The sequence below is a fragment of the Haloarcula sp. HT12 genome (genome assembly GCF_055271655.1).
The window spans coordinates 551,000-577,063 of the sequence record NZ_JBUXKW010000005.1 but is presented as its reverse complement, the minus strand read 5'-3'; the positions used below and the strand labels follow the sequence as shown (position 1 = coordinate 577,063).

At 64.6% G+C, this 26,064-nt stretch carries 30 protein-coding genes and 1 pseudogene; 19 read left to right on the top strand and 12 right to left on the bottom strand.

Features of this window, described 5'->3' with window-relative positions; all coding sequences use genetic code 11:
• The 3 genes and pseudogenes from ACY9XZ_RS19425 to ACY9XZ_RS19415 all read right to left on the bottom strand — a co-directional run.
• Positions 1–179, bottom strand: a pseudogene (locus ACY9XZ_RS19425) (NAD(P)/FAD-dependent oxidoreductase); the annotation flags it as partial.
• 263 nt (positions 180–442) lie between these two features.
• The gene (locus ACY9XZ_RS19420; protein ID WP_463458639.1) at positions 443–1,138 is read right to left on the bottom strand and encodes a ThuA domain-containing protein; all 696 of its coding nucleotides are present in this window, start codon (positions 1,136–1,138) and stop codon (positions 443–445) included.
• 406 nt (positions 1,139–1,544) lie between these two features.
• A complete protein-coding gene (locus ACY9XZ_RS19415; protein WP_463458638.1) occupies positions 1,545–2,792 on the bottom strand; it encodes an RNA-guided endonuclease InsQ/TnpB family protein in 1,248 nt (415 codons plus the stop codon).
• Between the two features lie 194 nt (positions 2,793–2,986).
• Here ACY9XZ_RS19415 and ACY9XZ_RS19410 point away from each other — a divergent pair, with 194 nt between their 5' ends.
• The 3 genes from ACY9XZ_RS19410 to ACY9XZ_RS19400 all read left to right on the top strand — a co-directional run bounded on the left by ACY9XZ_RS19410 (position 2,987) and on the right by ACY9XZ_RS19400 (position 5,356).
• Positions 2,987–3,361: a winged helix-turn-helix transcriptional regulator gene (locus tag ACY9XZ_RS19410; protein ID WP_463458637.1), complete on the top strand. Its 375-nt coding sequence runs from the start codon at positions 2,987–2,989 to the stop codon at positions 3,359–3,361.
• A gap of 46 nt (positions 3,362–3,407) precedes the next feature.
• Positions 3,408–3,818: a CoA-binding protein gene (locus tag ACY9XZ_RS19405; RefSeq protein ID WP_463458636.1), complete on the top strand. Its 411-nt coding sequence runs from the start codon at positions 3,408–3,410 to the stop codon at positions 3,816–3,818.
• 80 nt (positions 3,819–3,898) lie between these two features.
• Complete coding sequence (locus ACY9XZ_RS19400) at positions 3,899–5,356, top strand: lipase maturation factor family protein (RefSeq protein ID WP_463458635.1); 1,458 nt, start codon at positions 3,899–3,901, stop codon at positions 5,354–5,356.
• A gap of 9 nt (positions 5,357–5,365) precedes the next feature.
• On the opposite strand, the gene ACY9XZ_RS19395 is transcribed toward ACY9XZ_RS19400, so the two are convergent.
• Positions 5,366–5,749 (bottom strand): thiol-disulfide oxidoreductase DCC family protein, encoded by a 384-nt coding sequence (locus ACY9XZ_RS19395; protein WP_463458634.1) that lies wholly within the window; start codon positions 5,747–5,749, stop codon positions 5,366–5,368.
• An 80-nt stretch (positions 5,750–5,829) separates the two neighbouring features.
• On the opposite strand from ACY9XZ_RS19395, the gene ACY9XZ_RS19390 reads away from it, so the two are divergent.
• The 3 genes from ACY9XZ_RS19390 (at position 5,830) to ACY9XZ_RS19380 (ending at position 6,724) form a co-directional block, all read left to right on the top strand.
• Positions 5,830–6,006 carry a hypothetical protein gene (locus tag ACY9XZ_RS19390; protein WP_463458633.1) on the top strand — a complete coding sequence of 59 codons (177 nt, stop codon included), beginning with the start codon at positions 5,830–5,832 and terminating at the stop codon, positions 6,004–6,006.
• 52 nt (positions 6,007–6,058) lie between these two features.
• A complete protein-coding gene (locus tag ACY9XZ_RS19385) occupies positions 6,059–6,301 on the top strand; it encodes a BolA/IbaG family iron-sulfur metabolism protein (protein ID WP_463458632.1) in 243 nt (80 codons plus the stop codon).
• A gap of 72 nt (positions 6,302–6,373) precedes the next feature.
• On the top strand, positions 6,374–6,724 hold the full coding sequence (locus ACY9XZ_RS19380) for a glutaredoxin family protein (protein WP_463458631.1): 351 nt from the start codon (positions 6,374–6,376) through the stop codon (positions 6,722–6,724).
• A gap of 16 nt (positions 6,725–6,740) precedes the next feature.
• Here the strand turns inward: ACY9XZ_RS19380 and ACY9XZ_RS19375 are convergent, their stop codons facing one another.
• A complete protein-coding gene (locus tag ACY9XZ_RS19375; RefSeq protein ID WP_463458630.1) occupies positions 6,741–6,920 on the bottom strand; it encodes a DUF5786 family protein in 180 nt (59 codons plus the stop codon).
• A gap of 172 nt (positions 6,921–7,092) precedes the next feature.
• On the opposite strand from ACY9XZ_RS19375, the gene ACY9XZ_RS19370 reads away from it, so the two are divergent.
• Positions 7,093–9,015, top strand: coding sequence for a beta-CASP ribonuclease aCPSF1 (locus ACY9XZ_RS19370; RefSeq protein ID WP_463458629.1), 1,923 nt, complete (start codon positions 7,093–7,095; stop codon positions 9,013–9,015).
• A 4-nt stretch (positions 9,016–9,019) separates the two neighbouring features.
• Here the strand turns inward: ACY9XZ_RS19370 and ACY9XZ_RS19365 are convergent, their stop codons facing one another.
• Genes ACY9XZ_RS19365 through moaA form a run of 3 tightly spaced genes read right to left on the bottom strand, consistent with a single transcriptional unit; the run spans position 9,020 to position 12,309 of the window.
• Positions 9,020–10,033: a DHH family phosphoesterase gene (locus ACY9XZ_RS19365; protein WP_463458628.1), complete on the bottom strand. Its 1,014-nt coding sequence runs from the start codon at positions 10,031–10,033 to the stop codon at positions 9,020–9,022.
• Positions 10,034–10,088: 55 nt separating this feature from the next.
• The gene (locus tag ACY9XZ_RS19360) at positions 10,089–11,174 is read right to left on the bottom strand and encodes a putative sulfate/molybdate transporter (protein WP_463458627.1); all 1,086 of its coding nucleotides are present in this window, start codon (positions 11,172–11,174) and stop codon (positions 10,089–10,091) included.
• Positions 11,175–11,226: 52 nt separating this feature from the next.
• Positions 11,227–12,309, bottom strand: coding sequence for a GTP 3',8-cyclase MoaA (moaA, locus tag ACY9XZ_RS19355; protein WP_463458626.1), 1,083 nt, complete (start codon positions 12,307–12,309; stop codon positions 11,227–11,229).
• Positions 12,310–12,416: 107 nt separating this feature from the next.
• Here moaA and yqeC point away from each other — a divergent pair, with 107 nt between their 5' ends.
• Positions 12,417–13,136, top strand: coding sequence for a selenium cofactor biosynthesis protein YqeC (gene yqeC / locus ACY9XZ_RS19350; protein ID WP_463458625.1), 720 nt, complete (start codon positions 12,417–12,419; stop codon positions 13,134–13,136).
• 22 nt (positions 13,137–13,158) lie between these two features.
• Here yqeC and ACY9XZ_RS19345 read toward each other — a convergent pair whose 3' ends face one another.
• Positions 13,159–13,764: a molybdenum cofactor guanylyltransferase gene (locus ACY9XZ_RS19345; protein WP_463458624.1), complete on the bottom strand. Its 606-nt coding sequence runs from the start codon at positions 13,762–13,764 to the stop codon at positions 13,159–13,161.
• An 86-nt stretch (positions 13,765–13,850) separates the two neighbouring features.
• Between ACY9XZ_RS19345 and ACY9XZ_RS19340 the strand changes: the two genes are divergently transcribed.
• The 7 genes from ACY9XZ_RS19340 (at position 13,851) to ACY9XZ_RS19310 (ending at position 17,626) form a co-directional block, all read left to right on the top strand.
• Positions 13,851–15,623 (top strand): aldehyde ferredoxin oxidoreductase family protein, encoded by a 1,773-nt coding sequence (locus tag ACY9XZ_RS19340; protein ID WP_463458623.1) that lies wholly within the window; start codon positions 13,851–13,853, stop codon positions 15,621–15,623.
• Positions 15,620–16,399, top strand: coding sequence for a DUF7124 domain-containing protein (locus tag ACY9XZ_RS19335; RefSeq protein ID WP_463458622.1), 780 nt, complete (start codon positions 15,620–15,622; stop codon positions 16,397–16,399). Before ACY9XZ_RS19340 ends, ACY9XZ_RS19335 begins: the two co-directional genes overlap by 4 nt.
• A gap of 64 nt (positions 16,400–16,463) precedes the next feature.
• Positions 16,464–16,637, top strand: coding sequence for a hypothetical protein (locus ACY9XZ_RS19330; protein WP_463458621.1), 174 nt, complete (start codon positions 16,464–16,466; stop codon positions 16,635–16,637).
• Positions 16,638–16,696: 59 nt separating this feature from the next.
• Complete coding sequence (locus tag ACY9XZ_RS19325) at positions 16,697–16,963, top strand: hypothetical protein (RefSeq protein ID WP_463458620.1); 267 nt, start codon at positions 16,697–16,699, stop codon at positions 16,961–16,963.
• Positions 16,960–17,103 carry a hypothetical protein gene (locus tag ACY9XZ_RS19320; RefSeq protein ID WP_004591875.1) on the top strand — a complete coding sequence of 48 codons (144 nt, stop codon included), beginning with the start codon at positions 16,960–16,962 and terminating at the stop codon, positions 17,101–17,103. Before ACY9XZ_RS19325 ends, ACY9XZ_RS19320 begins: the two co-directional genes overlap by 4 nt.
• A complete protein-coding gene (locus ACY9XZ_RS19315; RefSeq protein WP_463458619.1) occupies positions 17,100–17,444 on the top strand; it encodes a hypothetical protein in 345 nt (114 codons plus the stop codon). Before ACY9XZ_RS19320 ends, ACY9XZ_RS19315 begins: the two co-directional genes overlap by 4 nt.
• A 44-nt stretch (positions 17,445–17,488) precedes the next feature.
• Positions 17,489–17,626 (top strand): hypothetical protein, encoded by a 138-nt coding sequence (locus ACY9XZ_RS19310; protein ID WP_463458618.1) that lies wholly within the window; start codon positions 17,489–17,491, stop codon positions 17,624–17,626.
• Between the two features lie 66 nt (positions 17,627–17,692).
• Here the strand turns inward: ACY9XZ_RS19310 and ACY9XZ_RS19305 are convergent, their stop codons facing one another.
• Positions 17,693–18,910, bottom strand: a complete 1,218-nt coding sequence (locus ACY9XZ_RS19305) for a DUF7405 family protein (RefSeq protein ID WP_463458617.1) — start codon at positions 18,908–18,910, stop codon at positions 17,693–17,695.
• A 96-nt stretch (positions 18,911–19,006) separates the two neighbouring features.
• Between ACY9XZ_RS19305 and ACY9XZ_RS19300 the strand changes: the two genes are divergently transcribed.
• From ACY9XZ_RS19300 to ACY9XZ_RS19290, 3 genes are read left to right on the top strand one after another with little or no spacing between them, the layout of a single operon-like run.
• Entirely contained in the window at positions 19,007–19,156 is a 150-nt protein-coding gene (locus ACY9XZ_RS19300; protein ID WP_463458616.1) for a hypothetical protein, read from the top strand.
• On the top strand, positions 19,156–19,431 hold the full coding sequence (locus tag ACY9XZ_RS19295) for a hypothetical protein (RefSeq protein WP_463458615.1): 276 nt from the start codon (positions 19,156–19,158) through the stop codon (positions 19,429–19,431). The genes ACY9XZ_RS19300 and ACY9XZ_RS19295 overlap by 1 nt, the downstream gene beginning before the upstream one ends.
• Positions 19,424–19,657 (top strand): hypothetical protein, encoded by a 234-nt coding sequence (locus ACY9XZ_RS19290; RefSeq protein ID WP_463458614.1) that lies wholly within the window; start codon positions 19,424–19,426, stop codon positions 19,655–19,657. The genes ACY9XZ_RS19295 and ACY9XZ_RS19290 overlap by 8 nt, the downstream gene beginning before the upstream one ends.
• Before the next feature lie 8 nt (positions 19,658–19,665).
• Here ACY9XZ_RS19290 and ACY9XZ_RS19285 read toward each other — a convergent pair whose 3' ends face one another.
• Entirely contained in the window at positions 19,666–20,292 is a 627-nt protein-coding gene (locus ACY9XZ_RS19285; protein WP_463458613.1) for a TorD/DmsD family molecular chaperone, read from the bottom strand.
• A complete protein-coding gene (locus tag ACY9XZ_RS19280; RefSeq protein WP_463458612.1) occupies positions 20,289–22,424 on the bottom strand; it encodes a 4Fe-4S dicluster domain-containing protein in 2,136 nt (711 codons plus the stop codon). Before ACY9XZ_RS19280 ends, ACY9XZ_RS19285 begins: the two co-directional genes overlap by 4 nt.
• Before the next feature lie 233 nt (positions 22,425–22,657).
• On the opposite strand from ACY9XZ_RS19280, the gene ACY9XZ_RS19275 reads away from it, so the two are divergent.
• On the top strand, positions 22,658–26,059 hold the full coding sequence (locus tag ACY9XZ_RS19275; RefSeq protein WP_463458611.1) for a formate dehydrogenase subunit alpha: 3,402 nt from the start codon (positions 22,658–22,660) through the stop codon (positions 26,057–26,059).
• Positions 26,060–26,064: the final 5 nt, after the last annotated feature.

The window sequence follows — 26,064 nt, the reverse complement described above, 5'->3', positions numbered from 1 at the left end:
TTCTCCTGGACGCTCGGGTCCCGAATGCAACGGTGGGACTCGTGCAACACCAGGTGGTAGTCCACGTCAGAAATCCAAGTGATATCGGCATCCGCCTCTCCATTCAGTTCGTCTTCCAGGCTCTTGATTGCGCCCGCACCGGCATATCCCGACCCCAGCACGACCACGTTCTCTGTCATAGGCCACTCTCCGGAGTCATCCGATACAAACCCTTTGGAATCGGTCCACGGCTCCGCTGTTGTCCTCGCATGCTGAATCACGGTCGTGATCCAGGCCTCTAAGTTTACAGTCGCCTTCGGTTGTACTACTGGGATAAAACAGCGCCTACCGTTGGATCAGAGATCCCCTAATTACCGTTTTGTAGGCACGATCCGGTCCTTCACGCCGGTCTGAGCAGCGAGGGCAGATGGAACCAATAGGCAGCACAAGGGTGTCCTGACGGTTAGAGTGCCTCGACGCCAGGGCGGTCGGTCTCACTCGGGGTGGCCCACGTAACGGCATTGTGTAATAGCCGCTGAACGACCGGCTGGTGGTACACTGGAAACGTCTCGTGGCCAGGTTGAAAGTAGAATATCCTCCCTGCATCGCGATGATAGCAACACCCGCTGGGAAACACCGTGCCGTCGTCACACCAACTTACCGTTACCAGGGTGTCCGGTATCGGCAGGTCGAACCCCGTTCCGTAGATCTCGGCCCGTTCGAGTTCGAACTCCTCGGGGAGCCCGTCAGTAATGGGATGGTCCGCTTCGACGACCCAGAGGTGCTCTCGCTCCCCCTCTTCGCGCCAGCGCAAAGTGCCAGTCGTCCCCATGAGCGACTCAAACGGCTTCGATTCGTGACTGGAGTGAAGTGGAATGAACCCCATTCCGTCGCGGACTGCCCGTGCAACGCGGTTCGCGACCGCGTCACTGACGGCGTCGTGTGCGACATCGCCCCACCACAGCAACACGTCGGTTTCATCGAGTATCTCGTCGGTTAATCCGTGTTCTGGGTCGTCGAGTGTCGCTGTCCGAACGGTGTGGCCATAGGAGTCGAACATCGCAGCGAGCGTCGTGTGGATCCCGTCAGGGTACATAGCATGTGCCGGGCCTGTCGCCCGTTCGTGTTGGTTTTCGTTCCACACGGTGACTGAGGCCATACAAGAATACACTAAATAATTAGATAAATATATAGCTACTTGACCTTGGCTGAAAGTCGGTCGATCCGAACGTCGACTCTCGACTAGGTGTCCCTGTGATTGCATATACTGTGGCGCTGGTCGTCTCGAAAACCATTCAGCAATCCGATGTGTTATTTCCAATTCATACGGTTTGAGCGTCCGATTTGTCGACCTATAGTACTGGTTGAAACTGCCTGTTCCGACGGTCCAAGTCCCTCAAAACACGAGAATGTCTGTACAGACGTGATTTATATAGAGCGGCCCTCCGACCGCGTCACTGGCTTGGTCAGCCATCTATCACACCCAGCAGTCAGACGATGCGGTGGGGGTATCGACGGACTCAGTACACTCCCAAAGCACTGCTTTCCAGTAAGCTAACCCACGGCTAAAGCCGTGGGCTTTCAGCGTGGACTCCCGCTCGGGCCGAATTGTCGGCAGGAGGCTCATACTCTCCATTCGCGTTCAACATCCCGCTGTTCAAGCGCACGCCTACGGGTGCGCCTCCGCCGTCCCCAGTTTGGTTCCGGCGGAGATACCGCAGTCCGATGTTCTTCGCGGCGTTGTAGTCTGCGTGGTTCTGGTAGCTACACTTCAGGCACTCGAAGCTCTCGCCGTCGCGGTTGTCAGGGTGCGTGAACCCACAGTGAGAACATCGCTGCGACGTGTTCTCAGGGTCCACCTGTTCCACGTTGATACCGCATAGCTCGGCTTTGTACTCGACGTACTGGTACAGCCGCTCAAACGCCCACTTGTGTCCCCACGATGCACCGGGGAGCCGGTCGCGGATACCAGTCAGTTGCTCGAACGCTATCACCGTACAGCCGTGGTCTGTGGCTTCTGCGAGGATTTCGTTAGCGATACGATGGAGCATCTGTGTGAACCGCCCAGTCTCTTTGCGACCGACAGACTGGATGTTCTCGTGCGCCCACCGCGTACCACACTTTCCGAGATCGCCACGTTGCTGTTCGTATTCGCGCCGCCAGTGGTCGAACTCCGCGCCACTCCAGAACGTTCCGGTTGATGTGACCGCGAGCTGGTTCACACCGAGGTCAACGCCGAGGACCGTTGGGTGCCCGGTCGTCTCTTGTTCCGGTGTGTCAGACTCCACTTCCGCCTTTGTGCGGATGTGAAGGAACCATTCGCTGTCCTTGTGGTGTAACTCTGCCCCAGTCACCTCGTAGTCGTCGGAAAACAGGTACTCGGTGTGGGGAGTGTCCCGCTCGTCGTCGGGCAGGACGTACTGGGCGTCGATTCGTCCATCTATCGTAGCAAGCGAAGCGTGGTCGTCATGAAAGGTAGCACACCGCTTGTCATACACGACAGTCGGTGCTGAGAAGTGTGGCTTTCCGGCGTACTCGTCCTGTTGCCACCGTGCGACGACGCCCTTACACGCATCAGCGGCTTTGTTCCGGGCGGCTTGAACGTGCTGGCTGTGGAGCCGTGTTCGGTTACGTATCTCGTCGTAGGTTTCTTCATGCAACGTGGTCTTACTGGTTTCCACGTATTCACCGTCGAAGGCATGGTCTACGACGCGATTTGCCGCCCACAGAAACTCGTCTACTGTCTCACGCAGGAGCGCGGCGTCGTCACTGTCAACGTCGAGTTTGACCGGGACAGTGCGCCGCACATCCATACTTCATATGTATTGCTGTTGGTTCAAGTACGTTGGGGAGTAGGCCGGGCTGTTGTGTAGTGGTTTGGTCCCCGGAGCTTACGCGCTTCCTCCCACCCCTGCAGGGGTGGGTTTCCGCGCTGTGTCCGCTATGAGCTCCGCCCACCTGTACAGGGGTAGTTATTAGCCGTCCGCGGCCGAAATATCGACAAGATATGAGTGATTCACCGGAGAAGCTCTCCGTCTGGTGTGCCGGCGAAGAGTGGTGTCCGATAACCACGACGGCCTCCCTTATCGGAAAGAAGTGGCACCCAGTTATCATTCACCGACTGCTCGAGAACGGACCGTCAGGATTTAACGAACTCAAAGAGAACGTCGACGGGATTTCTTCCAAAGTACTCTCTGACAGCCTCGAAGATCTGCAGGAGAAAGGGCTCGTCGACCGAGAAGTGATCAACGAACAGCCGTTTCGCGTCAATTACTCGCTGACCGAACACGGGGAGTCACTGGAGCCCGTAATCACCGAAATGGCGGCATGGGGACAGACCTACCTGCAGGAGCCGGCAGAGTCCGACGAGTCAGCAGAGTAGCGCCCGCGGGCAATACCTTTTGTCGCTGCCCGGCGAAGGTCCGGATATGCCTGTCAGTTCTGCCGACGAACTCCGAGAGATTCTCGAACTGGACCGCGTCGCCGTCGTCGGGTGTTCGACCAGCCCCGGCAAGGACGCCCATGAGATCCCGAAGTACCTCCACGAGCAGGGGTACGAGGTGGTTCCGATCAACCCCTTCGCCGACGAGATCTTCGGCCAGAAAGCGTACGACTCGCTCTCGAAGGTTCCCGGCGAGATCGATATCATCGACGTGTTCCGGCCAAGCGACGAGGTCAGCGACATCGTCGACGCGGCGCTGGACCGGGACGACGACGCCGTTATCTGGCTCCAGCTCGGCATCCACGACGACGACGCCGTCGAACGCGCCGAGGCGGCCGGTCGCCGCGTCGTCCAGGACCGCTGTATGAAGCCGACCCACCAGCAACTGATGGCCTGAGCGGACAGGCGACGGCTGGCTGCGGCTGACGAAACCGCCGCCCGGTACGGTTTAGTCCGTGGCTGGGCCACATCCGGAGTATGCTGCCGTGGGAGGCAGAGGCGTACTGGCTCGTCAGGGTCCTTTTCCACCGGGGGCTGGCGGTCATCTACTTGCTGGCGTTTCTCGTCGCGGCCACGCAGTTCCGTCCGCTCGCGGGTGAAAACGGCCTGCTGCCGATACAGCAGTACGTCGAGCGCCACACGTTCCGTGACCGTCCCAGCCTGTTCTACTACTATCCGAGCGACCGCGCCATCGGGGTCACGGCCTGGACCGGTGTGGTCCTCTCGGGGCTCGCGCTCGTCGGACTCCCGTCGTGGCTCCCGAGCCCGTACGCGGTTCCGGTGTCGATGCTACTGTGGCTCACCCTGTGGGCACTGTACCTCTCCTTTGTCAACGCCGGCCAGACCTTCTACGGCTACGGCTGGGAGTCGATGCTGCTGGAGACCGGCTTCCTCGCGGCGGTTCTCGGCGCGGGGTCGACGGGGCCGCCGGTCGTCGTGATCTGGCTGCTCAAGTGGGTGCTGTTCCGCAATATGTTCGGGGCGGGGCTCATCAAACTGCGCGGGGACGACTGCTGGCGGGACCTCACCGCGCTGGACTACCACTACGAGACACAGCCGATCCCGAACCCGGTGAGCTGGTACGTCCACCACCTGCCTGACCGGTTCCACCGACTGGAGGTGCTGGGAAACCACGTCGTCGAAGTCGCCGTGCCGTTCCTCTATTTCGCGCCCCAGCCCTGGGCGTCAGTGGCGGGGCTTGCAACCATCGGCTTCCAGGGCTGGCTCATGCTGACGGGGAACTTCTCGTGGCTCAACGCCCTCACAATCGTCCAGGCCATCGCGACGTTCAGCGACGGCGTCCTCACGTCGGTCCTCCCGGCCACCACGCCGAGCGTGACTGCGCCGCCGCTGTATCTGCAGGCGATTGCTGTCGTGCTCGCCGCAGTCGTTCTCTGGCGCAGCGTCGACCCGGTCCGGAACATCCTCTCGGAGCGGCAGGTGATGAACACCGCCTTCGACCCGCTCCGATTAGTCAACACCTACGGCGCGTTCGGCTCGATTACCCGCCATCGATATGAGATCGTCGTGCAGGGGACCACCGACGACGTCGTCACGGCCGACACGGAGTGGCGGACCTACGAATTCAAAGGCAAGCCTACGGACCCCGGCCAGCGGCCGCGGCAGGTCGCGCCGTACCACTACCGGCTGGACTGGCAGCTGTGGTTCGCAGCGATGGCTCCCTCGCCCCGTCGTAGTGCGTGGTTCCTCGTGTTGCTGGACCGGCTGCTGGCCGGCGACGAGGCCACCGAGAAACTGCTCGCCTCGGTGCCGTTCGCGGAGACGACACCCACGCACGTCCGCGCGGTCCGCTACCGATACCGGTTCACGACGCCCGAGGAGCGCCGCGAAACCGGCCGGTGGTGGAAGCGCGAACGCGTCGGCACCTACGTCAGCCCGGTCAGCGAGGGCGACCTGCAACTCGCCCGGGTCTGAAACGGGCCGTCAGTTCGAGTCGTCCCTGCGCGCCGGCGGGGTCTTCGACATGAGTTTCCCCCATTTCGAACGGTTATCGGCGACCTGTCGATAGGCCCGCTCGCGGAGCCGTTCGTAGTCCTCGAACTGGCTGAAAAACGAGACCAGCGGCCGCGCCGGCTTGCCCATGTCGGTGTAGGTGAGCGCTGTCTCGATGGACTCCCCACAGGAGTACACCTCGTCGTCGGTCACCAGGTGCGAACAGGACTCGTAGTCGTCTGGCAGGCGTGCCAGCAACTCGTCGTCGAGTTCCGAGAAGCCGATGATTTCGAGGTCTGACCGCTCGTCGATGAAGTCCGCCCACCACGTACAGAAGCCGCAGTCGTCGTCGTAGACGAGCGTTGCGTCGCTCATACGTTATGTAGGCGCCCGAGGCACAAACACCTGTGGTTCACGCCGGCAGGAATTTACCGCCGGTCGACACAGATGCAGGTATGGAGCGGTTCGTCACACTGGTCGTGGCCGGCGGACTAGCGCTGGTGGCTGGGCTCTGGATGGTCCGGCTACGACCTTCGCTCTCGCCGGGCTGGCTCGGCGGGGCCGCGCTCGCACTCCTGGGACTGGTCGTCCTCGGCGTCGGTATCGGTCGGGAACTGTCGCCCGACTGGTGACCCCCTGACCGGGACGCCAACTGTTTTGCCCGCTCCTCTCTTCAGAGCGGGTATGGACGAAAATGCGGTCGCCGAACTCATCGAGGAATCGCTTCCGGAGGCACGGGCGACGGTCACCACACCGCGGGACCCGGACGACGACAAACACTACGCGGTACGCGTGGTCTCGCCAGCGTTCGAGGGTGAATCGCTGGTCGACCAGCACCAGCTTGTCCACGACGCGCTGGGCGACCATCTCACGCGTGACATCCACGCCATCGAGCTGACGACGCTGACGCCCGAAGAAGCCGAGTAGCCGGGTATCCCGGTGACGCGGCCTCCCCTGCCCCGTCGGTACGCCTTTATTGCCGACGCCGTTAGTGAGGGTATGGCATTCGAGCCCGAAGAACTCTCGCCCGAAGAAGTCACGGATCAGGTAGACAGCGTCATCGAGGACAACGAGGTCGTCCTGTTCATGAAAGGCAACGAGCTGATGCCACAGTGTGGCTACTCGAAGAAGGCCCTCGGATTGCTGCAACAGCACCGCGACGACATCGAAACAGTGGACGTACTCAAGGCGACCGACGCCTACCGGGAGGCCCTAGAGCGCCACAGCGGGCGCGAGACGATTCCACAGACGTTCGTCGACGGGGAGTTCATCGGCGGGAGCGATATCCTCGAACAGCTCGACGAACGCGGCGAACTCGCGGACAAAGTCGGTCAGGAAGCGCCGTTCTGAGGCCCGGTCGACGGCGTTACTCCTCGTCTTCGTCTTTCATGTCGCCGAGCTTATCGACGAGGTCACTCGTTGACGCCTCCGTCTCGAAGGAAACCGACCCGTCGTGGTCGTTTTCGTGGACCGCAACGCCGTCGCTGTCGTCTGCGTCTACGTCGTTGTCCTTCTGTTCGGATTCATCGTAGCTACCAAAGCCCATATAGATACATCTTGCAGTCGCACACTAAAACTCGCCGGTTCTTGCCAATGTACGGGCCGTACTGACACAGCAAAACAAGCAAAGGTTCTTTACCGTGGTCGCACTCCCGCTAGATAACGGCAATTGAGGGCCGTGGTTTTCCGACGGCTATCGGGCCTCCATCTCCAAACTTATGAGTTCCGCAGACGAAACACTTGATCGAATCAAAGCACAGGTCGAAGAAGAGACACCGGACGACATCGAAATCGATTCCGTCGCTTTCGAGGGGCCGGAACTGGTTATTTACACGCCGGACGCACAGACGGTCGCCAACCGCGACGGTATCGTCCGGAACCTCGCTCAGACGCTCCGAAAACGGATCAACGTTCGCCCTACGCAGGGAGCCCTCGTACCGCCGAACGAAGCCCGGGCTCGAATCACGCAGACGATCCCCGAAGATGCGGGCGTCCAGAACCTCGATTTCGACCGCCAGACCGGCGAGGTGTTCATCGAGGCAGAAAAACCGGGACGGGTCATCGGCCGCCACGGGGCGACGCTGGACGAGATTTCCGCCTCCGTCGGCTGGACCCCTGAGGTCGTCCGGACGCCGCCGATGGAGTCCTCGACCGTCTCGAACGTCCGGAACTACCTCAAACAGGAACGCGAAGAACGACGGGACATCCTCCAGCGCGTTGGCCGCCAGATCAACCGCCCAACCACGAGCGACGAGGACTGGGTGCGACTCACGACGCTGGGCTGCTGTCGTGAGGTCGGGCGCGCCGCCTTCATCCTCTCGACGCCCGAATCCCGCATCCTCATCGACTGCGGCGACAAACCCGGCGCCGAGGGCGAGGTCCCGTATCTCCAAGCGCCCGAGGCGCTCGCCGCGGGGCCGAACTCCCTCGACGCCGTCGTTCTGACACACGCCCACTTGGACCACTCCGCGCTCATTCCCATCCTCTTCAAGTACGGCTACGACGGCCCGATTTACACGACCGCACCGACGCGGGACCTGATGGGGCTGCTCCAGCTGGACTACCTCGACGTGGCCTCCAAAGAGGGGCGGACACCGCCCTACGAGAGCCAGCAGGTCCGGGACGCGCTGAAACACACGATTCCGCTGGAGTTCGGCAACGTCACCGACATCGCGCCCGACATCAAACTCACGATGCACAACGCCGGTCACATCCTGGGCTCGGCGGTGTGTCACTTCCACATCGGCGAGGGGCGGTACAACGTCGCCTTCTCCGGGGACATCCACTACAAGGACACCCGCCTGCTCGACGGCGCGGTCAACGACTTCCCGCGGGTGGAGACGCTCGTGCTCGAGTCGACCTACGGCGGCAAGAACGACTACCAGACCGACCAGTCAGACTCCGAGCGAGTCCTCAGAGACGTCATCAACGAGGCCTACGAGAAGGACGGCAAAATCCTGATTCCGGCCTTCGCCGTGGGTCGGTCCCAGGAACTCATGCTCGTCCTCGAAGAGGCGATGCGGAAGGGCGACATCCCGACGATGCCGGTGTATCTCGACGGGATGATTCGGGAGGCGACGGCCATCCACACTGCGTATCCGGAGTATCTGCGGGACGACCTCCGACAGCGCATCCTCTACGAGGACGAGAACCCCTTCCTGGCCGAGCAGTTCGAGCAGGTCGACGGCGGCGACGAGATGCGCCAGGACATCGCCGACGACGAGCCGGCGATCATCCTGACCACCTCCGGGATGGTCACCGGCGGCCCCGTGATGTCCTGGCTCCGACTACTGGGCAGCGACCCGAACAGCACGATGGCCTTTGTCGGCTATCAGGCCGAGGGGACGCTCGGTCGCCAGATCCAGCGTGGCCAGGACGAAATCACGCTGGGCGACACGAGCGGCCCGCGTGCCGAGCGGGTCAGCCTCAGGATGGGCGTCGAGACGGTGGACGGCTTCTCCGGCCACGCCGACCGGCAGGGGCTGGAGTCCTTCGTCGAGACGATGCACCCGCGACCGGAGAAGATCCTCTGTGTCCACGGCGACGCGTCCACGACGAACCAGCTGTCCTCGGCGCTGTACCAGAAGTTCAACATGCGGACACACAACCCGAAGAACCTCGAAACGTTCCGGCTATCCTGAAAGGTCAGCTCTCGTCCGAGAGGTTCAACCCGGCGAACAGCCGCGCCGAGATCACCTGCTCGACGATGTCGACGAGTACGGTGTCGTCGCTCGTGTAATCGGCGAAGATGCCAAGCGGCACCTCGCCGCCGGCCATCTCGCGGTGGCCGCCCGCGCTTCCGACATCGCCCAACGAGTCGTTCAGCACGTCACCGATGTTGACCCGGGAATCAGTCGACCGGGCGCTGAGCTGGATGGTGTCCTCGACGATACCGAAGACGATGGCCGTCTCGACGCCCTCCAGGGTCGCCAGGTAGTCGGCCGCCTGCGGCAGGGCGTCCCGCTCCGGCGTCCGCCCGACGTGTGAGATCAGCACCGACCCGCGGACCGTCCGGTTTCCGATGGCATCCGCGATGGCGTCGACGGTCGCGCCGCTGACTGACGGCGAAGAGAGCTGTCGAAGCAGGTCCGCGTCGGCCGTTTCCGTCAGAAAGCCGGCGGCCCCGTACTCGTCCGGGGTCACGCCGCGCAGGAACCCCAGCGTCTCCCGACGGATCGCAAACAGCAGCGCGGTCGCCAGCCGATCGTCGAGTTCGATCTCGAGGTCCTGCAGGTACTCTGTCAGTATCGTCGCCGTCGCCCCGCTCTCCACGCGGTGGTCGACGAACCGGGCTCGGATGTCCTCGGCGGGATGGTGGTCGATGACGATGTCGACCGAGACGTCTTCGGGAACCCGGTTGTTCGACCCGGGTATCGAGTGGTCGACGAAGGCAAGCAGTTCCGAGGACGCCCGGTCCGTCACGTCGGCCGCGTCGAACTCCTGAAGGTCCATCTCTAACAGATTGACGAACGAGCGGTTCTGCTGGTGGGAGATCTCGCCGCTGTAGAGGATGCGCCGCTCGTCGATACCGACGGCAGCCGCGATGCGGCCGAGCGCGAGCGCGCTGGCCAGACAATCGGGGTCGGGGTTGTTGTGACAGACGATGGTGAGCGACTCCGCTTCTCCGAGCAGGTTTTCGAGTTCCGTTGCGGGGCGCATCTATCAGCCGACGCTTCGGGCTCCTAGTACAAGCGTGTGGGGGCCAGCCGCCACGTCACAGCCGGGACCGAAGCTGCTGGACGAGGACGCCGAGGACGAACGCGAGCCCGAGGTTGACAAGGACGCCGAGGGCACCGATTGCCGCGACGACCACCAGATCGTCCGTTCTGGAAACGCCGGTCCAGCCCAGTTGAAGCGCGATGAGGACCAGAATGACGCCGAGCAGTGCCGTCGGATAGGCCGCGATGACGCCGACGGCGAGGAAGGCGGTGAGGATGTAGCCCGCACCGAGTATCAGGTTCGCGCCGGACGTTCTCGCGCCGAAGGCGTACTTCCCGGCGACGCCGCCGCTCCCGTGACACATCGGGAACGCGCCGAAGGGGACCGCGGCCAGGTTCATCAGCCCCATGCTGTTCGAGAGCTGGTCCGCGGACACGTCCCGGTCGAAGTAGTCCGCGAGCAGGACCGACGTGGCGAGGGCGGCGTTGCCGACCGTGACTGCGAGCTGAGCGAGGACTGCCTCCGCCGTCTGTGCCGACAGCGTCATCGTCGGAAGCATGAACATGGCGTCGGCGGCGGGGACGGCCGGCGTCGGCACCCCGGTTTCTGCGAGGGCGATGGTGACACCAATGACGAAGACGGCAAAGGCGCTCTGGCCGCTGTAGCCGACGACTGCGAGGACCGCCACCACGCCGACGGCGACGGCTACGAGCCGCGGGTCGCTGAGTCCGAGACCCACCCCGGTCTCCAGCAGGACCAGCGCGACGCCGAGTTGCACCCCGCGGACGACGGTGTCGTCGACGTACCGATTGACCGTTCCGAGCGACCGCGTGGTTCCGAGCGCGACCAGGATGCCGGCCAGCAGGAGCCCAGCGACGACGAGTTCGCCGGTGGAGATGGTTCCCGCGATGACCAGCGCGGCGAAGGCTTTCATCGGCTCGATGGAGATGGGGACGCCGTAGTACAGCCCCCAGACGACCTGAAAAACGCCGAACCAGACGAGCATGACCGGGAGCGAGAGCTCCGTCAGCACGGCGACGGCTACGACGACCGGGAGCACCGTCGCCGAGTCCCCGACCGCGCCGGTCAGTTCGTTCCACGACAGCGAAACCGTGGTCTGGTCGCGGAAGGGGAAACTCATCCTGGGCCGGTTTTGACGATGGAACAGTAAGAGCGTTTGCCCGGGGCGGCCGCTACTCCGAGTACTCGTAGGGCGCGCGGTCCCCGTCGGTGTCGATGTATTCCTCGTTTATCTCCCACTCGCCGTCATCGGTCTCGACCATGTACTCCCCATAGTAGGGGACCCGGGTGTCGACCGTCTCGCGGAACGCGGCCCGCATCGACTCCTTCGTGGTGCCGATATCCCGCAGGTCGTCGTTGCGGTTCAGACAGCCCTTGAGGTAGCCGTCGTGCGTGAGGCGCACGCGGTGGCAGTTCGCACAGAAGTTCTCGTTGCCGACGGGGTCGACGATCTCGACCATGCCGCTGTTCTGGTTGTTGACCGGCTCCGTCCGTACGCCGCCGTCGGACGCGGCCAACGAGGTGGTAGCGCCGCTCCCTTCGGTCGCCGCCTCGTTGCTGTGTATCCAGTAGCGCTTGCGGTCGTGCATCTCGCGGTGTTCGACCGTGTCGGCGCGGTCTTCCAGCCAGTCGTGGACGCGGTCGATGTCGATGGCCCACTCCGGGTGGCCGGCCAGCTCCGGCATGTACTCGATGAGCTGGAGCTGGAGGCCGGGGTTCTCGGCGACGTGGTCGACCATCTTCGGGACGTAGCCCGCGGTCGGCTCAAAGACGACCATGTTGAGCTTCACCGGTTCCAGGCCGGCGTCCAGCGCCGCTTCGACGCCTTCGAGGACGCGGTCGTAAGCCCCGCTCTGGGTCAGTTCGGCGAAGGCCTCGCTGTCCAGCGCGTCCTGCGAGACGTTGACCCGCTCGAGGCCCGCGTCAACGAGGTCCGGGGCGCGACCGGGGAGGAACGTGCCGTTGGTCGTCATCGACACCTCCATCTCGTCGGGGGCGCGCCGGACGATCTCCTCTAAGTCCTCCCGGAGCATCGGCTCTCCGCCCGTGAACTTCACCGAGTCGACGCCGAACTCGGCGGCGACTTCGAGGAAGGCGACGATCGTGTCGGCAGTCAGTTCGTCGTCCTGTGCCTCCATCGGGCCCCGTGTGTCTCCCAAGCCCTCGTTGTGACAGTAGACGCAGTCGAAGTTACACCGGTCGGTAAGGGAGACGCGGACACCGGACACCTCGCGACCGAAGTCGTCTTCGAGCATTTCCTTGCTAACTATTCACAGCACATCCCCTTAAATGACGTGACTGGTCCGGTTCTGTCATCGCACACCAGGGTAACGGTTAATCCGATCACTATCGTGCAGTGGGTATGGACATCGTCGACGCGCTGGACGCTGAGCACGGGACCACCTGTTTCGTCGGCGCCGGGGGCAAGAAGACGACGATGGCGGCGCTTGCCGGCCGACTGGACCGCGCGGTTGTCACCGCGACAGTCCGGATCCCGATTTTCGACGGCTGGGTCGCGGATGTTGTCGTGACGGAAACCCCGCGGGTCGCTATCGACGGTGCGTCTGCGTGGCCGCTGGGTGTCGTCCCGGCACAGGAACGGCCGGACCGCTACCGCGGCTACGACCCGGCGACCGTCGCCGACCTGGCAGACGTCGACCACCCGATTCTGGTGAAAGCCGACGGCGCGCGGATGCGTGAGTTCAAAGCGCCGAGCGACCGCGAGCCACAGCTACCCTCGACGGCATCGACTGTCGTTCCCATCGCCAGCGCCCACGTCGTCGGCGAACCCCTGACGGACGACATCGTCCACCGGGTCGACGAAGTCGCCTCGATTACAGGGCTCGACCCCGGCGACGAGATCCGGCCGCAGGACGTCGCCGTGGTGCTCGCAGGTGACCGCGGCGGGCTGAAGGACGTGCCAGCCGACGCGACCGCGATTCCACTGCTCAACATGGTCGACGACGAGGGACTCGAAGCGAGTGCGCGGGCCGTCGCCGAGGAAATCCACGGGCGCGCCGATGTCCCGCGCGTCGTGCTCGCGGAGATGCGAGCAGACGACCCGCTCGTCGCTGTCGTCTGAGTACGGCCGGCCGCAGCGGCCCTTAGAGCCGCTCGATAGCGGCCTCGAACTCCTCGCGAGTGTTGAGATTCTCGAACGTGTCCAGTGTGGTGTGTTCGAGTACTTCCTCGCGCTCGACCACGACGTAATCGAGGTCGAACAGCGGTTCGACGACCTTGTGTTCGCCGCGCTCCAGCGCCCGCCGACAGGCGTCGCCCATTGCGTCGGCGTGATACACTGCCTGTGTTGTCTGGAACCACTCATCCGGGCGCGGGACCGCGGCCTCGTGGGACGCCGCCCGCTCGAACAGGTAGTCGACGAACGCCGGGTCGACGAAGGGCATGTCACAGGCCACCACGGCGGCGTATTCGCTGTCGACGGCAGCCAGCCCGGTCGCGATGCCTGCCATCGGTCCCCGGTCGGGGTCCTCGTCGAGCGCGAAGGCCGGATCAAGGGCGTGGCCCGAAAGCGCCGCCTCGATGGCTTCGACCTGGTCCTCGCGGCAGTTCACCACGAGTTCGTCGACGATCTGTCCCAGTCGGTCGGCGACGCGGCGGATCATCGGCGTCCCAGCGAGGTCGGCGACGGCCTTGTCGCTGTCCCCGAACCGCGTCGACCGGCCGCCGGCGACGATGACTCCTGCGCGCATACCCCGTCTTCACGGGTCCGGTAGAAAGGTGCTTCGTGCATGATTGATTGGGGTAATCCTTTAGTCGACAGACGGCAGAGTGGCTGGTGATGACAGTAGCCAACCGGGACCGGATACTACGCGTCGACCTGTCGTCGGCGTCAGTCGAGAGCCATCCGGTTCCGGAGCGGTGGCGTCGGCAGTTCGTGGGCGGCAAGGGTCTGGGCGCTCGGTACCTGTACGACGAACTCGACGCCGGCACCGACCCACTAGGCCCCGAGAACGTCCTGTTGTTCATGCTCGGGCCGGTTTCCGGGTTACTCCCCGGCGAAACACGCTACGCGGCGGTCACGAAATCGCCCTTGACCGGCGGCTTCCTCGACTCCTACGCGGGCGGGACGTTCCCGGACACGCTGGCCGGTGCGCTACAGGACCACATCGGGATTCTGGTCACCGGGCGCGCCGCGGAGCCGGTCGAACTCGTCGTCGAGGACGACGGCGCGACGGTCGAACCCGCCGAGACGTGGGGCCAGGACACAGCCGAAACCGACGCGGCGTTTCCCGACGCTGCGGTGGCGTGTATCGGCCCAGCGGGCGAGCAAGGCGTCGCGTTCGCGACAATCGCCTCCGACGGCGGCGAACACCACGCCGGCCGGGGCGGTGCCGGGGCAGTGATGGGCGCAAAGCGGCTGAAGGCCGTCGTCGTCCGCGGCGACCCGCCGACGGACCTCGCGGAGCTACGGGAACAGTACGCAAAGCGGTACCGCGAGGGCGACACCGGACAGTGGCTCCACGCCAGCGGGACCGTCGAGACGGTGGATTTCGCCAACGAGGTCGGCGCGCTCTCGACGCGGGGCTGGGAGGACGGCCAGTTCGAGGGGGCCGACGGGGTCGGCATCGAGGCCGTCCAGGAACTCGCCGCGGGCCGGGAGTACGACGACGAGGGCAGCCCCGGCGGCTTCCGCGTCGAGACGGAGGACGGCGAAACCGTCCCGCGGGGCGCGACGGCGATGAGTCTCGGGGCCGGCCTCGGCATCGACGACTTCGACGCCGTGGCGGCGCTGGGCGAGACGTGCAACCGACTCGGCCTCGACCTCATCAGCGCCGGGAGCGCCGTCGCGTGGGCCATCAAAGCCGGCAACGCCGGTCTGCTGGAGGAATCGCTCGATTACGGACGTCCCGACGACGCGCGGGCGCTGCTGAACGAAATCGTCGCGCGGGAGACGACGCTCGGGGACGCCCTGGCTGACGGCGTCGACGCGGCCTCGGCCCGTCTGGGCGGGGACGACCTCCTGCCGACGGTCAAGGCCATGGAACTGCCCGCGTACGACCCCCGCGGCGCGCGGAGCATGGCGCTGGCGTATGCGACCAGCGACCGCGGGGCCTGTCACCGGCGTGCGCTCCCCATCGAGCGGGAGGCCTTCGACGGCGACTGGAGCCCCGAGCGGGCGGCCGCCGCTGTCATCCGCGAACAGGACCAGCGGTCGGTGCTGTGGTGTCTCGTCGTTGACGACTTCGTCGGTGATGTCTTCGACGACCTCGGCGCGGAGTGGCTCGACGCCGTCGGTCTGGACGCGGACGGCGACCTCGCGACGGTCGGCGAGCGGGTGTGGACGCTGACACGGCTGTTCAACGTCCGCGAGGGCGTCTCGCGGGCCGACGACGAACTCCCGGCGAAACTGCAGGAACCGCTCGACTCGGGACCGAACGCGGGCGCGGCAATCGACACCGAGTCCTTCGACGCGATGCTCGACGAGTACTACAGCCAGCGCGGCTGGGACGCCGACGGCCGGCCCACCGCCGAGACAATCGAGCGGCTCGGCCTCGTGGACGCCGTCGATCAATCGACACTACCAGCGGACACGACACTCGGAGAATGACAGACGAAATCGATCTCGACGAACTCAACGTACAGGACGACGAAGAGACGCCGAACCGGGGCGACTGGTTCTGGAGCGGCGAGGGCGACCCCGAAGACGAACCGGATTCCGGGACCGCGTCGGTTCGACCAGACAGCGACGCCGAGACCGAGAGTCCCGATGCAGCCGCAAGTGCGGATACTGATGCGGACACTGGTGTCGAGGTGAACGGAGGAGACACTGCCAGTGCGGACCCCGTCGGCCAGGCGGTCCCTCACGTCCCGCGGGAGAACAAGGACAAGCCGGTCGGCATCCCGACCGACAGCGGCGGCGCGGGCGGCGCGGCCGCGACAAATACCGACCCGGCCTCAAACGTCGCGGAGGACCCAGCCGCCGGCGGGGAGTCCGTCGAAGCGAGCGGGCCTCACGGCGGCGGCATCGACGACATGACGATGGCCGTGACCTACGACGCGGCCCGGCAGTTCGCGGACCCTCAGCGGGTCTTTCAGGAGGCGCGAGCGTGGGCCGACTGGGTCGGCATCGTCGGCGACGTCGACGCCTTCGTCATCAACAAGTTCCAGCGCGACAACGGCATCGACGCCGACTTCTTCAGCGGCGCGGGCCAGGAGCCGGCCGAACGCCTCGCCGACATCGACGAGCACTCGATGTTCTACGCCGAGCGGATGGTGCTGGTCGGCCGGCCGGACGACGAACCCATCGCCGAGCGGACGGGCTGGGAGTTCATCCCGCTCGCCGACGCCGCCGAGAAGGCGGACTGGGAACTCGCGACGGAGTGAGTGTACAGACCGCTGGATACGCTCGTCCTCAATAGTTATCCGTTCTGCCAGACCAACGGATCGCATGAACGAATCTACCCGGGCGCGACTGATCGGCGGGGCGATGGTTCTCGTCGGCCTCGTTCAGGCGATACTCGGGACCAGACAGGGCGACACAGTCTTTGCCGGTCTCGGCGGAACGTATGCCCTCATCGGCGTCGCGTACCTCTATGTCCACGGTCGCTCGACCCCAGGGTGACCGACGCACAACGCCGTACGTTTATAACACATGATCGTCAATGTCATACACGAACGACAATGACACTCCGAACCGCGGTCCAACAGTCGAAGATACTCACGTTCGTGGTACTGGGTGCCTTCGTCTGGCTGTTACTGACACTGTTCGAAGTACTGTCGACCCTCGACTTCACGACCGGCACGGCATCGTTCGTCGGCCAGAACGCGCTGGGTGGCATCGCCGGAGTGATGGTGTTAGCCATCGTTCTCGGGGCGCTCGTGGTCCTGTACTCCGAGATCACCGAGGCAGACCCGGCTCCACAGTCCTGGCCCCCATCCGAAGAATGACGTACTACAGTTGCGAGGAATGCGGCCAGATGATCGACCTCTCGGCGTTCGAGGGGCAACCGCGCCGACAGAACTGTCCGGTGTGTGAGGAGACGACGCTCTGGACGCCCGAGTTCGAGGGCGAGGGGGTGTCGTTTTGACGCTCGCCTTCGAGGTGAGCGACCGCCTGTACGAGGCGGCCGAAGAGTGGGCCGACCGGCGGCTAGAGGAGATCGACGAGGCGATGGAGACCAAGGTCGAGCAGGCGCTGCTGGAGATCGAACACCTCGTCTCACAGTCCCACGACGTGGAGTTCGCGGTCGACGGCCGCGAGATACGGTACGAACCGACCGAGGAACTGACCGCGTTGCTCCGTCGGCAGGCCGAGGAGAGCGGGATCGACGAGAGCGCGGTCCTGAAGATGCACGTCGATCTCTACGCCAACGCGTTCCTCGATGAAGTGACTGACGAGCAGAAACCGCCGGGGACGCCGTCGGAGTGACGGCATCAAAACTTAAGCCCGGTCACTACGACTGGTGACATACAATGGCACACGAAGAAACAGAATGGAAACCGAAGGGCGCGACAGAGACGTTCAACGACTTCGAGGTCTGGGACCACGGCGTGTGGCCCAACGACGTGAACCAGAACGACACGACCGCTGAAGCCGACGACGAGGAGTAACCCACCGCCGGCGTCCGGTCCAGTCTCACGCCGTTTTTGCGACCGCAGTCACCTCAAGAGCGACAGCTACGGGGCCGGGAAGGCCCGTTTGTCGCGCGGCGGGACGTAGAAGTTCGAGCGCGACGCGACCTCGATGAACTCCAGCAGGCCGTTGTTCTGTCGGTCCCGGAGGTCGTCGTGTTCCTCCCGGAGCCACCAGCCGTTCATCGCGTCCCGGACCTCCTCGAAGTCCCGCAGACGTTCCTGTAGCGACAGGAAGTGAAGCCCAGCCTGGCCGCCATCGACCGTGTTGAAATCCCGTCGGAGGATGATCGGCTCCCCGTCCTTGCGGGCGCGGGCGACCTTCTCGAAGTGCCCGACTTCGCCGTCCTCGCTCGCGTGTTCGCGGACCATGTCGGCGAAGGGGAGGCCACCCCTACCGATGTCTTCCGGGGAGAACTCCGCCGAAAACAGCCGCTTGACCTGATCGGACTGGGCGAGCTCCCACCAGTTGTCGAAGGCCTCGTTGATCCGCGAGAGGTGGATCGTCGTCCCGCCGGCGTAGGGGCCGTCGTCGATGGTGACGCGGTCCTCGCTGGCCTGTGTCCCCTTCCGGCCGGCGAAAAAGCCCGAGAACATATGGGACTCCTCGGGGATATCGTCGGGGACGCCCTCCGCGTCGGCGTGGGCCGCCGGGAGCCCCTCCCCGACGAACCCGCCGCGGCGGTCGGCGACGGAGAACACGTCGCCGAGCCGGCCCTGAATCTCCGCGTCCGCGAGCGTCGGCCGCGTGTCGAACATCGCCGACTCGGCGGCCGAGAGGTGTGAGGGAACGTCGCTCGCGAGGACGAGTATCGCGTCGAAGGACTGCAAGTCGGGGTCGTCCGTCCGGGAGAGGACCCGCGGGCTGCGTATCGGGGACGAATCGAGCGACCCGTACGTGTCGAAGTAGTTCGTCCCCCAGCCCAGCATGTGCAGGAGCCCATCACTGTTGAACTCGTAGGCGTCTTCCAGCGTTCGCATGGCTAGCTCGACAGTCTCCGCGGCCGCGTCCGACGGGGCGGCGTCGAGATCGAGCATGAACAGCCGGAAATGCCGCGGCAAGAGGTCGTTGCCGGCGGCGTCGCTCCGGAGGCGCGCGTTCCAGGCGTGTTGCCGTATCGGGAGTTCGTCGGCCCGTGGATTCGGGTCGAGGTCGCCCGTCGGCGACTCCGCTTGTCTGGCCAGCAGGGACGAACAGCCGCTGAGACCGGCCGCTCCGGTGAGCGCGGAGAGCCGAAGCAACAGCCCACGGCGGGAAGTCATGGTAGTATATCACAGGGATGGGCTACGCAGAGAAAAACTTTGTCTCAGAAGAACAGGTCGCAACGGTTTTTTACTCGTCAGTCCGTATCATTGCCCATGCTAACTACCCTCATGCATACGGAATCGGGACTTGACCTCCCGTTTCCACCCGACATGGGCGCGGCGGTCCTCGGTGTCGGGCTGGTCGTCCTCGTCGTCATCACGTACGATATCTATCAGCAGCACTACGCCGGGGAGGAAAGCTGATGGCGACCGAACAGTCGACCTCGCGGATCGACGCCGCGACGCTACTCGGATACCTGCGGACGCTCGTCTACACCCTCGCCACGCTTCTGGCGCTGTCGCTGCTTGTCGTCGGGACGATCGGCCTCATCGCCGAACTCAAGGGGAGTTGGCACTGGGCGATCCACCTCGAATCGACGATCAGCTACGTCGGCCTGTTCGTCAGCCGACTGCTCGTTGTCCTCATCCCGCTGTTCCTGGTCCTCGTCGTCGGTCGGCGGGTGGTCCCCGATGCGTGAGCGACTGCGCGCGGACCCCTTCGGCGTGCTCGCGGCGGCGTCGGTCACGCTCCTCTGCGTGCTGGTCGCGGGCGCGGGCGCGGTCGCGGTCATCGCCCGGTCGGTCAACACCTGGCGGTCGCTCTTTCTCATGGAACAGGCGATGGCGTTCCTGCTGCCGGCGGTGAAGGTCCTGATGGTCGTCGGCCTCGTCGCCAGCATGGGGCTCGTGCTCCGAATCCGGTAGCCGTTCGCTTAGCCGATCTGGGCGACGATCTCGTCCTCGAAGCGGACCAGCCCCTCGCAGATGAGCGCCGCCGCGAGGAAGAGGCCGTCGTCGGCCTCTTCGCGCATCTCGTCGGCGAAGTCGACGACCCACTCGCTGAGGTGTTGCTCGATGAACACCCGTTCGTAGCCGACGGTCTCCTCGTCCCCCTCGCGCTGGCGCTCGATGAGATACCGCAGGAACGCCATCTCGACGGCGACGAAGTCGTCCTCCTCGGGGTAGTCCTCGGGTGGTGACCACCCTGCCGCGGCGTAGCTGGCATCGACCTCGGCAAGGCCCTCGCCGATGAACTCCGTGTCCTCCCGGTAGTTGGTCTCGTGGGGCAACACCGGCGGCCGCGGGCCGACCAGCAGGTTCGTGTACTCCCGTTCGAGGTCGTCCTGCACCGCCGAAACCGACTGATCGGCGTTCTCGTCGATCCACGCCGCAAGCATCTCGAAGCCCTCGTCGAGCTGGTCGTTGATGGAGTCTTCCGGCAGTTGTACCTCGCCGGTCAACAGCCGCTCGATGAACGCTTCGTCGGGCACGTCCCAGAACACGTCGATGACGAAATCCACCAGTTCGAGGCGAGCCTCGTAGACGGCCGCGTCGTTCATCGTTTCTCCCCCTGGTCGAACAGCAGGCGACTCCGACAGTCGCTACAGTACTCGAAGACGCTGTGTTCGGCGTCGGGGGCCAGTCCCTCGACCTGGTCACCCACTTCGTCCTCGATCTTGTCGGCGGAGGCGACGCTGGTGAAGGGTTTGCCACAGCGGACACATTCCAGCATGTCGCCCTCGTGAACCGTCGTCCAGGCCTCGCCGTCGCGGTTCTCGGGGAGCAGGGAGAGGTCGAGCCCGTCGTGCATCGTGATCGCCGTCTCCGGACAGCCCTCCTCACAGAGACCGCAGTTGACACAGTCCGCGTGGTTGAACGCCAGTTCGCCCTGCCCGGTCCGCTTGATGGCGTCGGTCGGACAGAGGTTCGTACAGGTCGGCGTCAGCGTACACGAGTCGTTGACGTCCATGACGCCGAAGTCCTTCAGCCCGCGGATCACCTCGCGTTCGGGCTCGACGTGATCGAGGATGGTCCGGACGCTCTCCAGGGTCCAGCCGTGGGAGTCGAAGTCGGGGTTGGGGCGGGGTTCTCCGCGGTCCGTGTCGCTGCGGCCGGTCGCCTCGTAGTCGCCGGCCGGGATCGGTGTCTCGTCTAACCCGAACTCGACGAAGCCGGACAGCGACTCGACGAAGGCCTGTGGGTTGCCGGCCTCCGGCGCGAAGAAGCCAACGCGGTCGCCCAGCCCGAGGTCGGTCGTTGCCTGATTGAGCCGGTCGACTAGCTCCTGCTTGGGGTCGGGGCCGGAGTGCAGGCAGGAGCCGCCACAGCCGACGATTGCCACGCCGTCCGCGCCAGCGGCGAGCGCGTGCATGACGTGAGCCTCGCCGACGGTGTCCGTGCAGTTGACTTGCACCGGGAGGATGGGCGGGTAGTCGAGGTCGCCCGACCGAACGGCTTTGCGCCCGTGTGCCCGGAGCCGTTCGGCAGCGTACTCCGAGCAGACGAACGCGACGACCTGCGTCTCGATACCCCTGCTGTCACCCCGCGAGAGCAGCCCCTCGTCCGCGTCGTCTTCCAGCAGCGCCTCGACCTCGCGGGCGAGCCGCCGGTTCGAGGGCTCACGGAGCTGTGTCGCGCCGGTCGGACAGGCACTCGTACAGGCACCACAGTTCTCACAGGCGGTTTCGTCGAACTCGACGGAGTCGATGGTCGGCCGGTCGACCGCACCATGGGGACAGGCGTCTACGCAGGCCGTACACCCCTCCTGGCTTGACTCGCCGGCGGCACAGACGTCCATGTCGAGGTCGAGGAACTGCGGTTTCTCGATCCCGCCCAGTTGCGATTCGACGGCGGCGATGGTTCCGGCATCGACAGGCCCGGTGTAGAAACCCAGTCGACCGCCGCGGGCGTCGTCGCGGCCGCCGGGATAGATGACCTGGTCGACTTCGACGGTGTGGGTGACGCCGTCTAAGTCGATAGCGTCAGTCGGACAGGTGTTCGTCCACTCACCGTCGGGCGCGTCCGGGTGGATGTCGACGGGGAACTCCGTCACCATTCCGTCCGGCCCTTCCCGAACGCAGTCCATGCAGTCGATGCAGTCGTCGGTGACGCGGGCCTCCAAGGTGAGTTCGTACTCGCCGTAGGAACCCTCGATGTCGACGACGCGGCCGCGTTCCATCGTCACGTCACCGAGGCCTTCCACGTCGGCGAAGTCCCGGCCGTCCGCGATGAACGTCACGTCGGCGTCCTCGGTCAGTGAGCGAGCCGCGCCGGGGTCGCCGACGACGGCGACGCGGTTCCCGGCGTCTTTCGACACCGTTCGGGACGGCGCTTCCTCGCGCAGGCCGGCCTGTTTCGCGTTGATGAGCCGGGCCGTCTTGTCGGTGGCCGCTGCCTCGTCGTGGACCCAGGCGTTGGTTTCCCGGTGGTCGACAAACACCGACGCCTCGGGGTGAAGGCCGTGTTCGTCGGCTAACCCGCGGATGCGGTCCTGGCACGACGGTTCCGGCGTCGTCGCGATGACCTGATCGAGATCGTACTCCTCGATGACCTGTGACATCCCGGCCAGGCCGTCCTGGCAGAGCAGTTCGGAACTGGCCACGACGTCGACGTCGTCGACGCCGTCCCGAACCGCTTCGAGGTCGATGTCACACGATCCCCCACAGGAACACACAAAGGCACCCGTGTTCATTAATCATCCAAAACCCTGTCCCAGTTATAGACCTTGCGGAGAGTTCACACATCTATTCGTGAATATAACCCCAAATTTTTGGCCGGTCAAAAAATTCCAGGACTAATCATGGTAAAATATGACACCTTTTATCATGGATGACATAGAATGTTGGGTACGTCTAGACAGACAATGATAGACCAAACTGCGTGGCAAACGCGGACAGCATCGGTAATGGGTGGGCACCATTCACCATGAGTACACAACAGGAACCAGTCTCACTGGATCTCGACCGGCGCTCGTTCATGAAGGCGAGCGCCCTCGCGGGCGGGGTCGCCCTCGGCGTCAGCGGCGCTGGTCGGGCACTTCAGGAGAACGGCGAGGAAACGGATGGAACAGACACTGACACAGAACTGACGAAGACGATCTGTAACTACTGTTCGGTGGGCTGTGGCTTCCGTGGTGAAAAGGAGGGTAATTCCTTCGTCGGCATGGAACCATGGCATGAACACCCGATAAATGCCGGGTCGCTGTGCTCGAAGGGGGCCGGCATCTACGAGACCGAACACTCCGAGAAGCGCCTGAAGCATCCGATGGTTCAGGAGGACGGCGAGTGGCGCAAGCTCGGCTGGAACGAGGCCTACGACCGCCTGGCGACCGACATCCGGGCGCTGTGGCCGGATGACGATACTTCGCCGGCTGAGGCCGTCGACGTCGACGCGGAGCACAGCCGCGAGAGCGTGATGCTGCTCGGCAGCGCCCACCACTCCAACGAGGAGGCCTACGCCATCAGGAAACTGGCGGCGTTCATGGGCACGAACAACATCGACCACCAGGCGCGTATCTGCCACTCCACGACGGTGACGGGGCTGGCGAACACCTGGGGCTACGGCGCGATGACAAACACCGTTCAGGACTACCGGAACTTCGACCTGAACATCATCATCGGGCAGAACCCGGCCGAGGCACACCCCATCGCGATGCAGCACATCCTCGAGGGGCAGAAACGCGGCGGGACCATCCTCAATCTGGACCCGCGCTTCACCAAGACGTCGGCACATGCCGACGAGTTCATGCGGTTCCGACCGGGCACCGACGTGGCCCTGATGATGGGGATCATCAAAGAGCTCCGCGACAAGCACGGGCTCGCGATGGACCCCGACGCGGACGAAAGCGGGCAGAACATGCTCACCGACCGTGTGCAGGGCTGGGAAGACGTCGATGCGGAACTCGACGAATACGACAAGGAAACCGTCGAAGAGATCACGTGGGTGTCTGCCGAGGACATCGAGCGCATCGCCGACATGATCGACGAGGCCCGCCCCCACGTCCAGATCGAGTGGGCGATGGGCGGGACCCAGCACAACAACGGGACCCAGAACATCCGCTCGTACGCGATGGCCAGTCTGGCCTCCGGGAGTGCGGCCCGGAGCGGCGGCGGACTCCAGGTCATGCGTGGCCACGCGAACGTCCAGGGGGCGACCGACCTCGCGGTCGCGAGCCACATCCTTCCGGGGTATTACGGCCTGTCACCCGGCGGCTGGTCGTGGTGGGCCGAGATATGGGACCGGACGCCGGAGACCAGCGGCGACACGTCCTTCGCGGACATGTACAACCGGTTCGAGCTGATGCCGCCGGACAAGTACGTCCGGCAGAGCCCGGTGTACGAGGGCAACGAGGACGCGAATTCGCTGCCGCCGAACTCGGACCACGGCCCGGATAACCCGGCGGAGAACTCGATGATGTTCCAGAACGGGCTGACGGTGGCCCGCTGGTTCGAGTCGGCGCTCGATCAGGAAGACCGGTACCAGGAAACGCCGATCTACCAGCCCGACCAGACGAAAATCGCGTTCTTCTGGGGGCACTCGGCCAACTCCATCAGCGAGATGGAGCAGATGAAAGAGGGCATGGAGAACCTCGATCTGCTGGTGGTCATCGACGTGTTCCCCTCGGTCGCGAGCGTCCTCCCGGATTACGAGGACGGACCGCCGGTGCTGCTGTTGCCGGCGTCCAGCCAGTACGAACACCACCGCTCGCTGACCAACACGAACCGGTCGGTGCAGTGGTCCGAACCGGTCCGCTCGCCGGCACACAACTCCAAGCCGGACCTCCAGATCATGCAGGAACTCGCCGGCTACCTCGGCTTCGGCGAGCACTTCGACTGGGGCGCGGGCTCGGATCTCTACAACGGCAAGTCCTCGTACGAGGGCGTGATCCGCGAGTTCAACCTCGGGACCAACACTATCGGGTATCGACAGACACCCGAACGGCTCCAGCAGCACCTGGAGTACGACTGGGCGTTCTCCAACGAGGACCTCAAAGGGGCCGAGGGGACACCGGTCGCGGGCGAGTACTGGATGCTCCCCTGGCCCTGCTGGGGCGAGGACCATCCGGGCACCCCGATTATCTGGAACGACGACCTCGACCCCAACAACGGGGGACAGGACTTCCGGACCCGCTGGGGCGTCTCGGCACCGACGCCGGACGACTGGGACGCGATGCCGACGGACGACGAGTACCCGATGCAGGAGACGCTCGATGCCGTCGGGGACCGCTACGAGAGCCAGGAAGAGGCCCTGGACCTGACCCGTGCGCCGTACAACCCCGAATGGGCTGACGACGACGACACGGCCGCGGACGGGATGATCCACGGTATTCCGGAGTATCCGGGCTGGAAAGTGACCCCGCCACAGAGCCTCGTCGACCCCACGCAGGAGGTTCAGCCGGACGAACTCACCATCCCACAGCAGTACGCGCTCGACAACCAGGAGTCGGTGTACACCGCCGCGCAGGCGCTCAATAATCCCGACACGGGGAGCGCGGTGTTCGACGAGTACCTCGAAACGATGATCGGCGAGGGGGTCGACCCCGAGTTCTACGAGCAGTACGACTTCAAACAGCCCGACGCGCCGACCGGGCGCGGACGGGCACGGGCCGTCGTCTGGAGCTTCCTCGATAAGGTGCCGATCCACCGCGAGCCTATCGAGGGGCCGGACACGGAACTGCTGAACGAGTGGCCGGCAAACGGCCAGCAGCGGAACTTCTACCGGCTCGACCAGAACAACCTCGTCGAGCAGGAACGGGCCACGGACATCATCCACAACCAGGACGACGGGCCCGACCTGGACACCATCATGACCAGCGGTCGACAGGTCGAACACCAGGGCGGTGGTGCGGAGACGCGAAACAACATCCACACCGCCGACCTCCAGCCGCACATGTACGCCGAAGTCCACCCGGATATGGCGGAGGACCTGGGCATCGACGGCGGCGACCTGATCGTCATCGCCTCGACGGACCGCGGGTCCGTCCTGGTGAAGGCGCGGGTAACGAACCGACCGAACCCACAGGAAGTGTTCCTGCCGTACCACTGGGGCGGCGTGTTCAAAGGCCAGAGCCTAGAGGACAAGTACCCCGACGGGCACGTGCCCTACGCGATCGGGGATTCCGCGAACGCGATCACGTCACGCGGGTACGACGTCGAGACCCAGATGCAGGAGACGAAGGTGTCGATGGTCGGCGTCTACCCGGCGACCGAGGAGGTTATCAACGAATTCAACATGGATGTCGACCTCGACCTCACGTTCCCGCAGGACGAGAACGACGTCGGGACACAGAAGGACTTCGACGTCCGCGACAACTCGACGGTGCAATGAGGTGA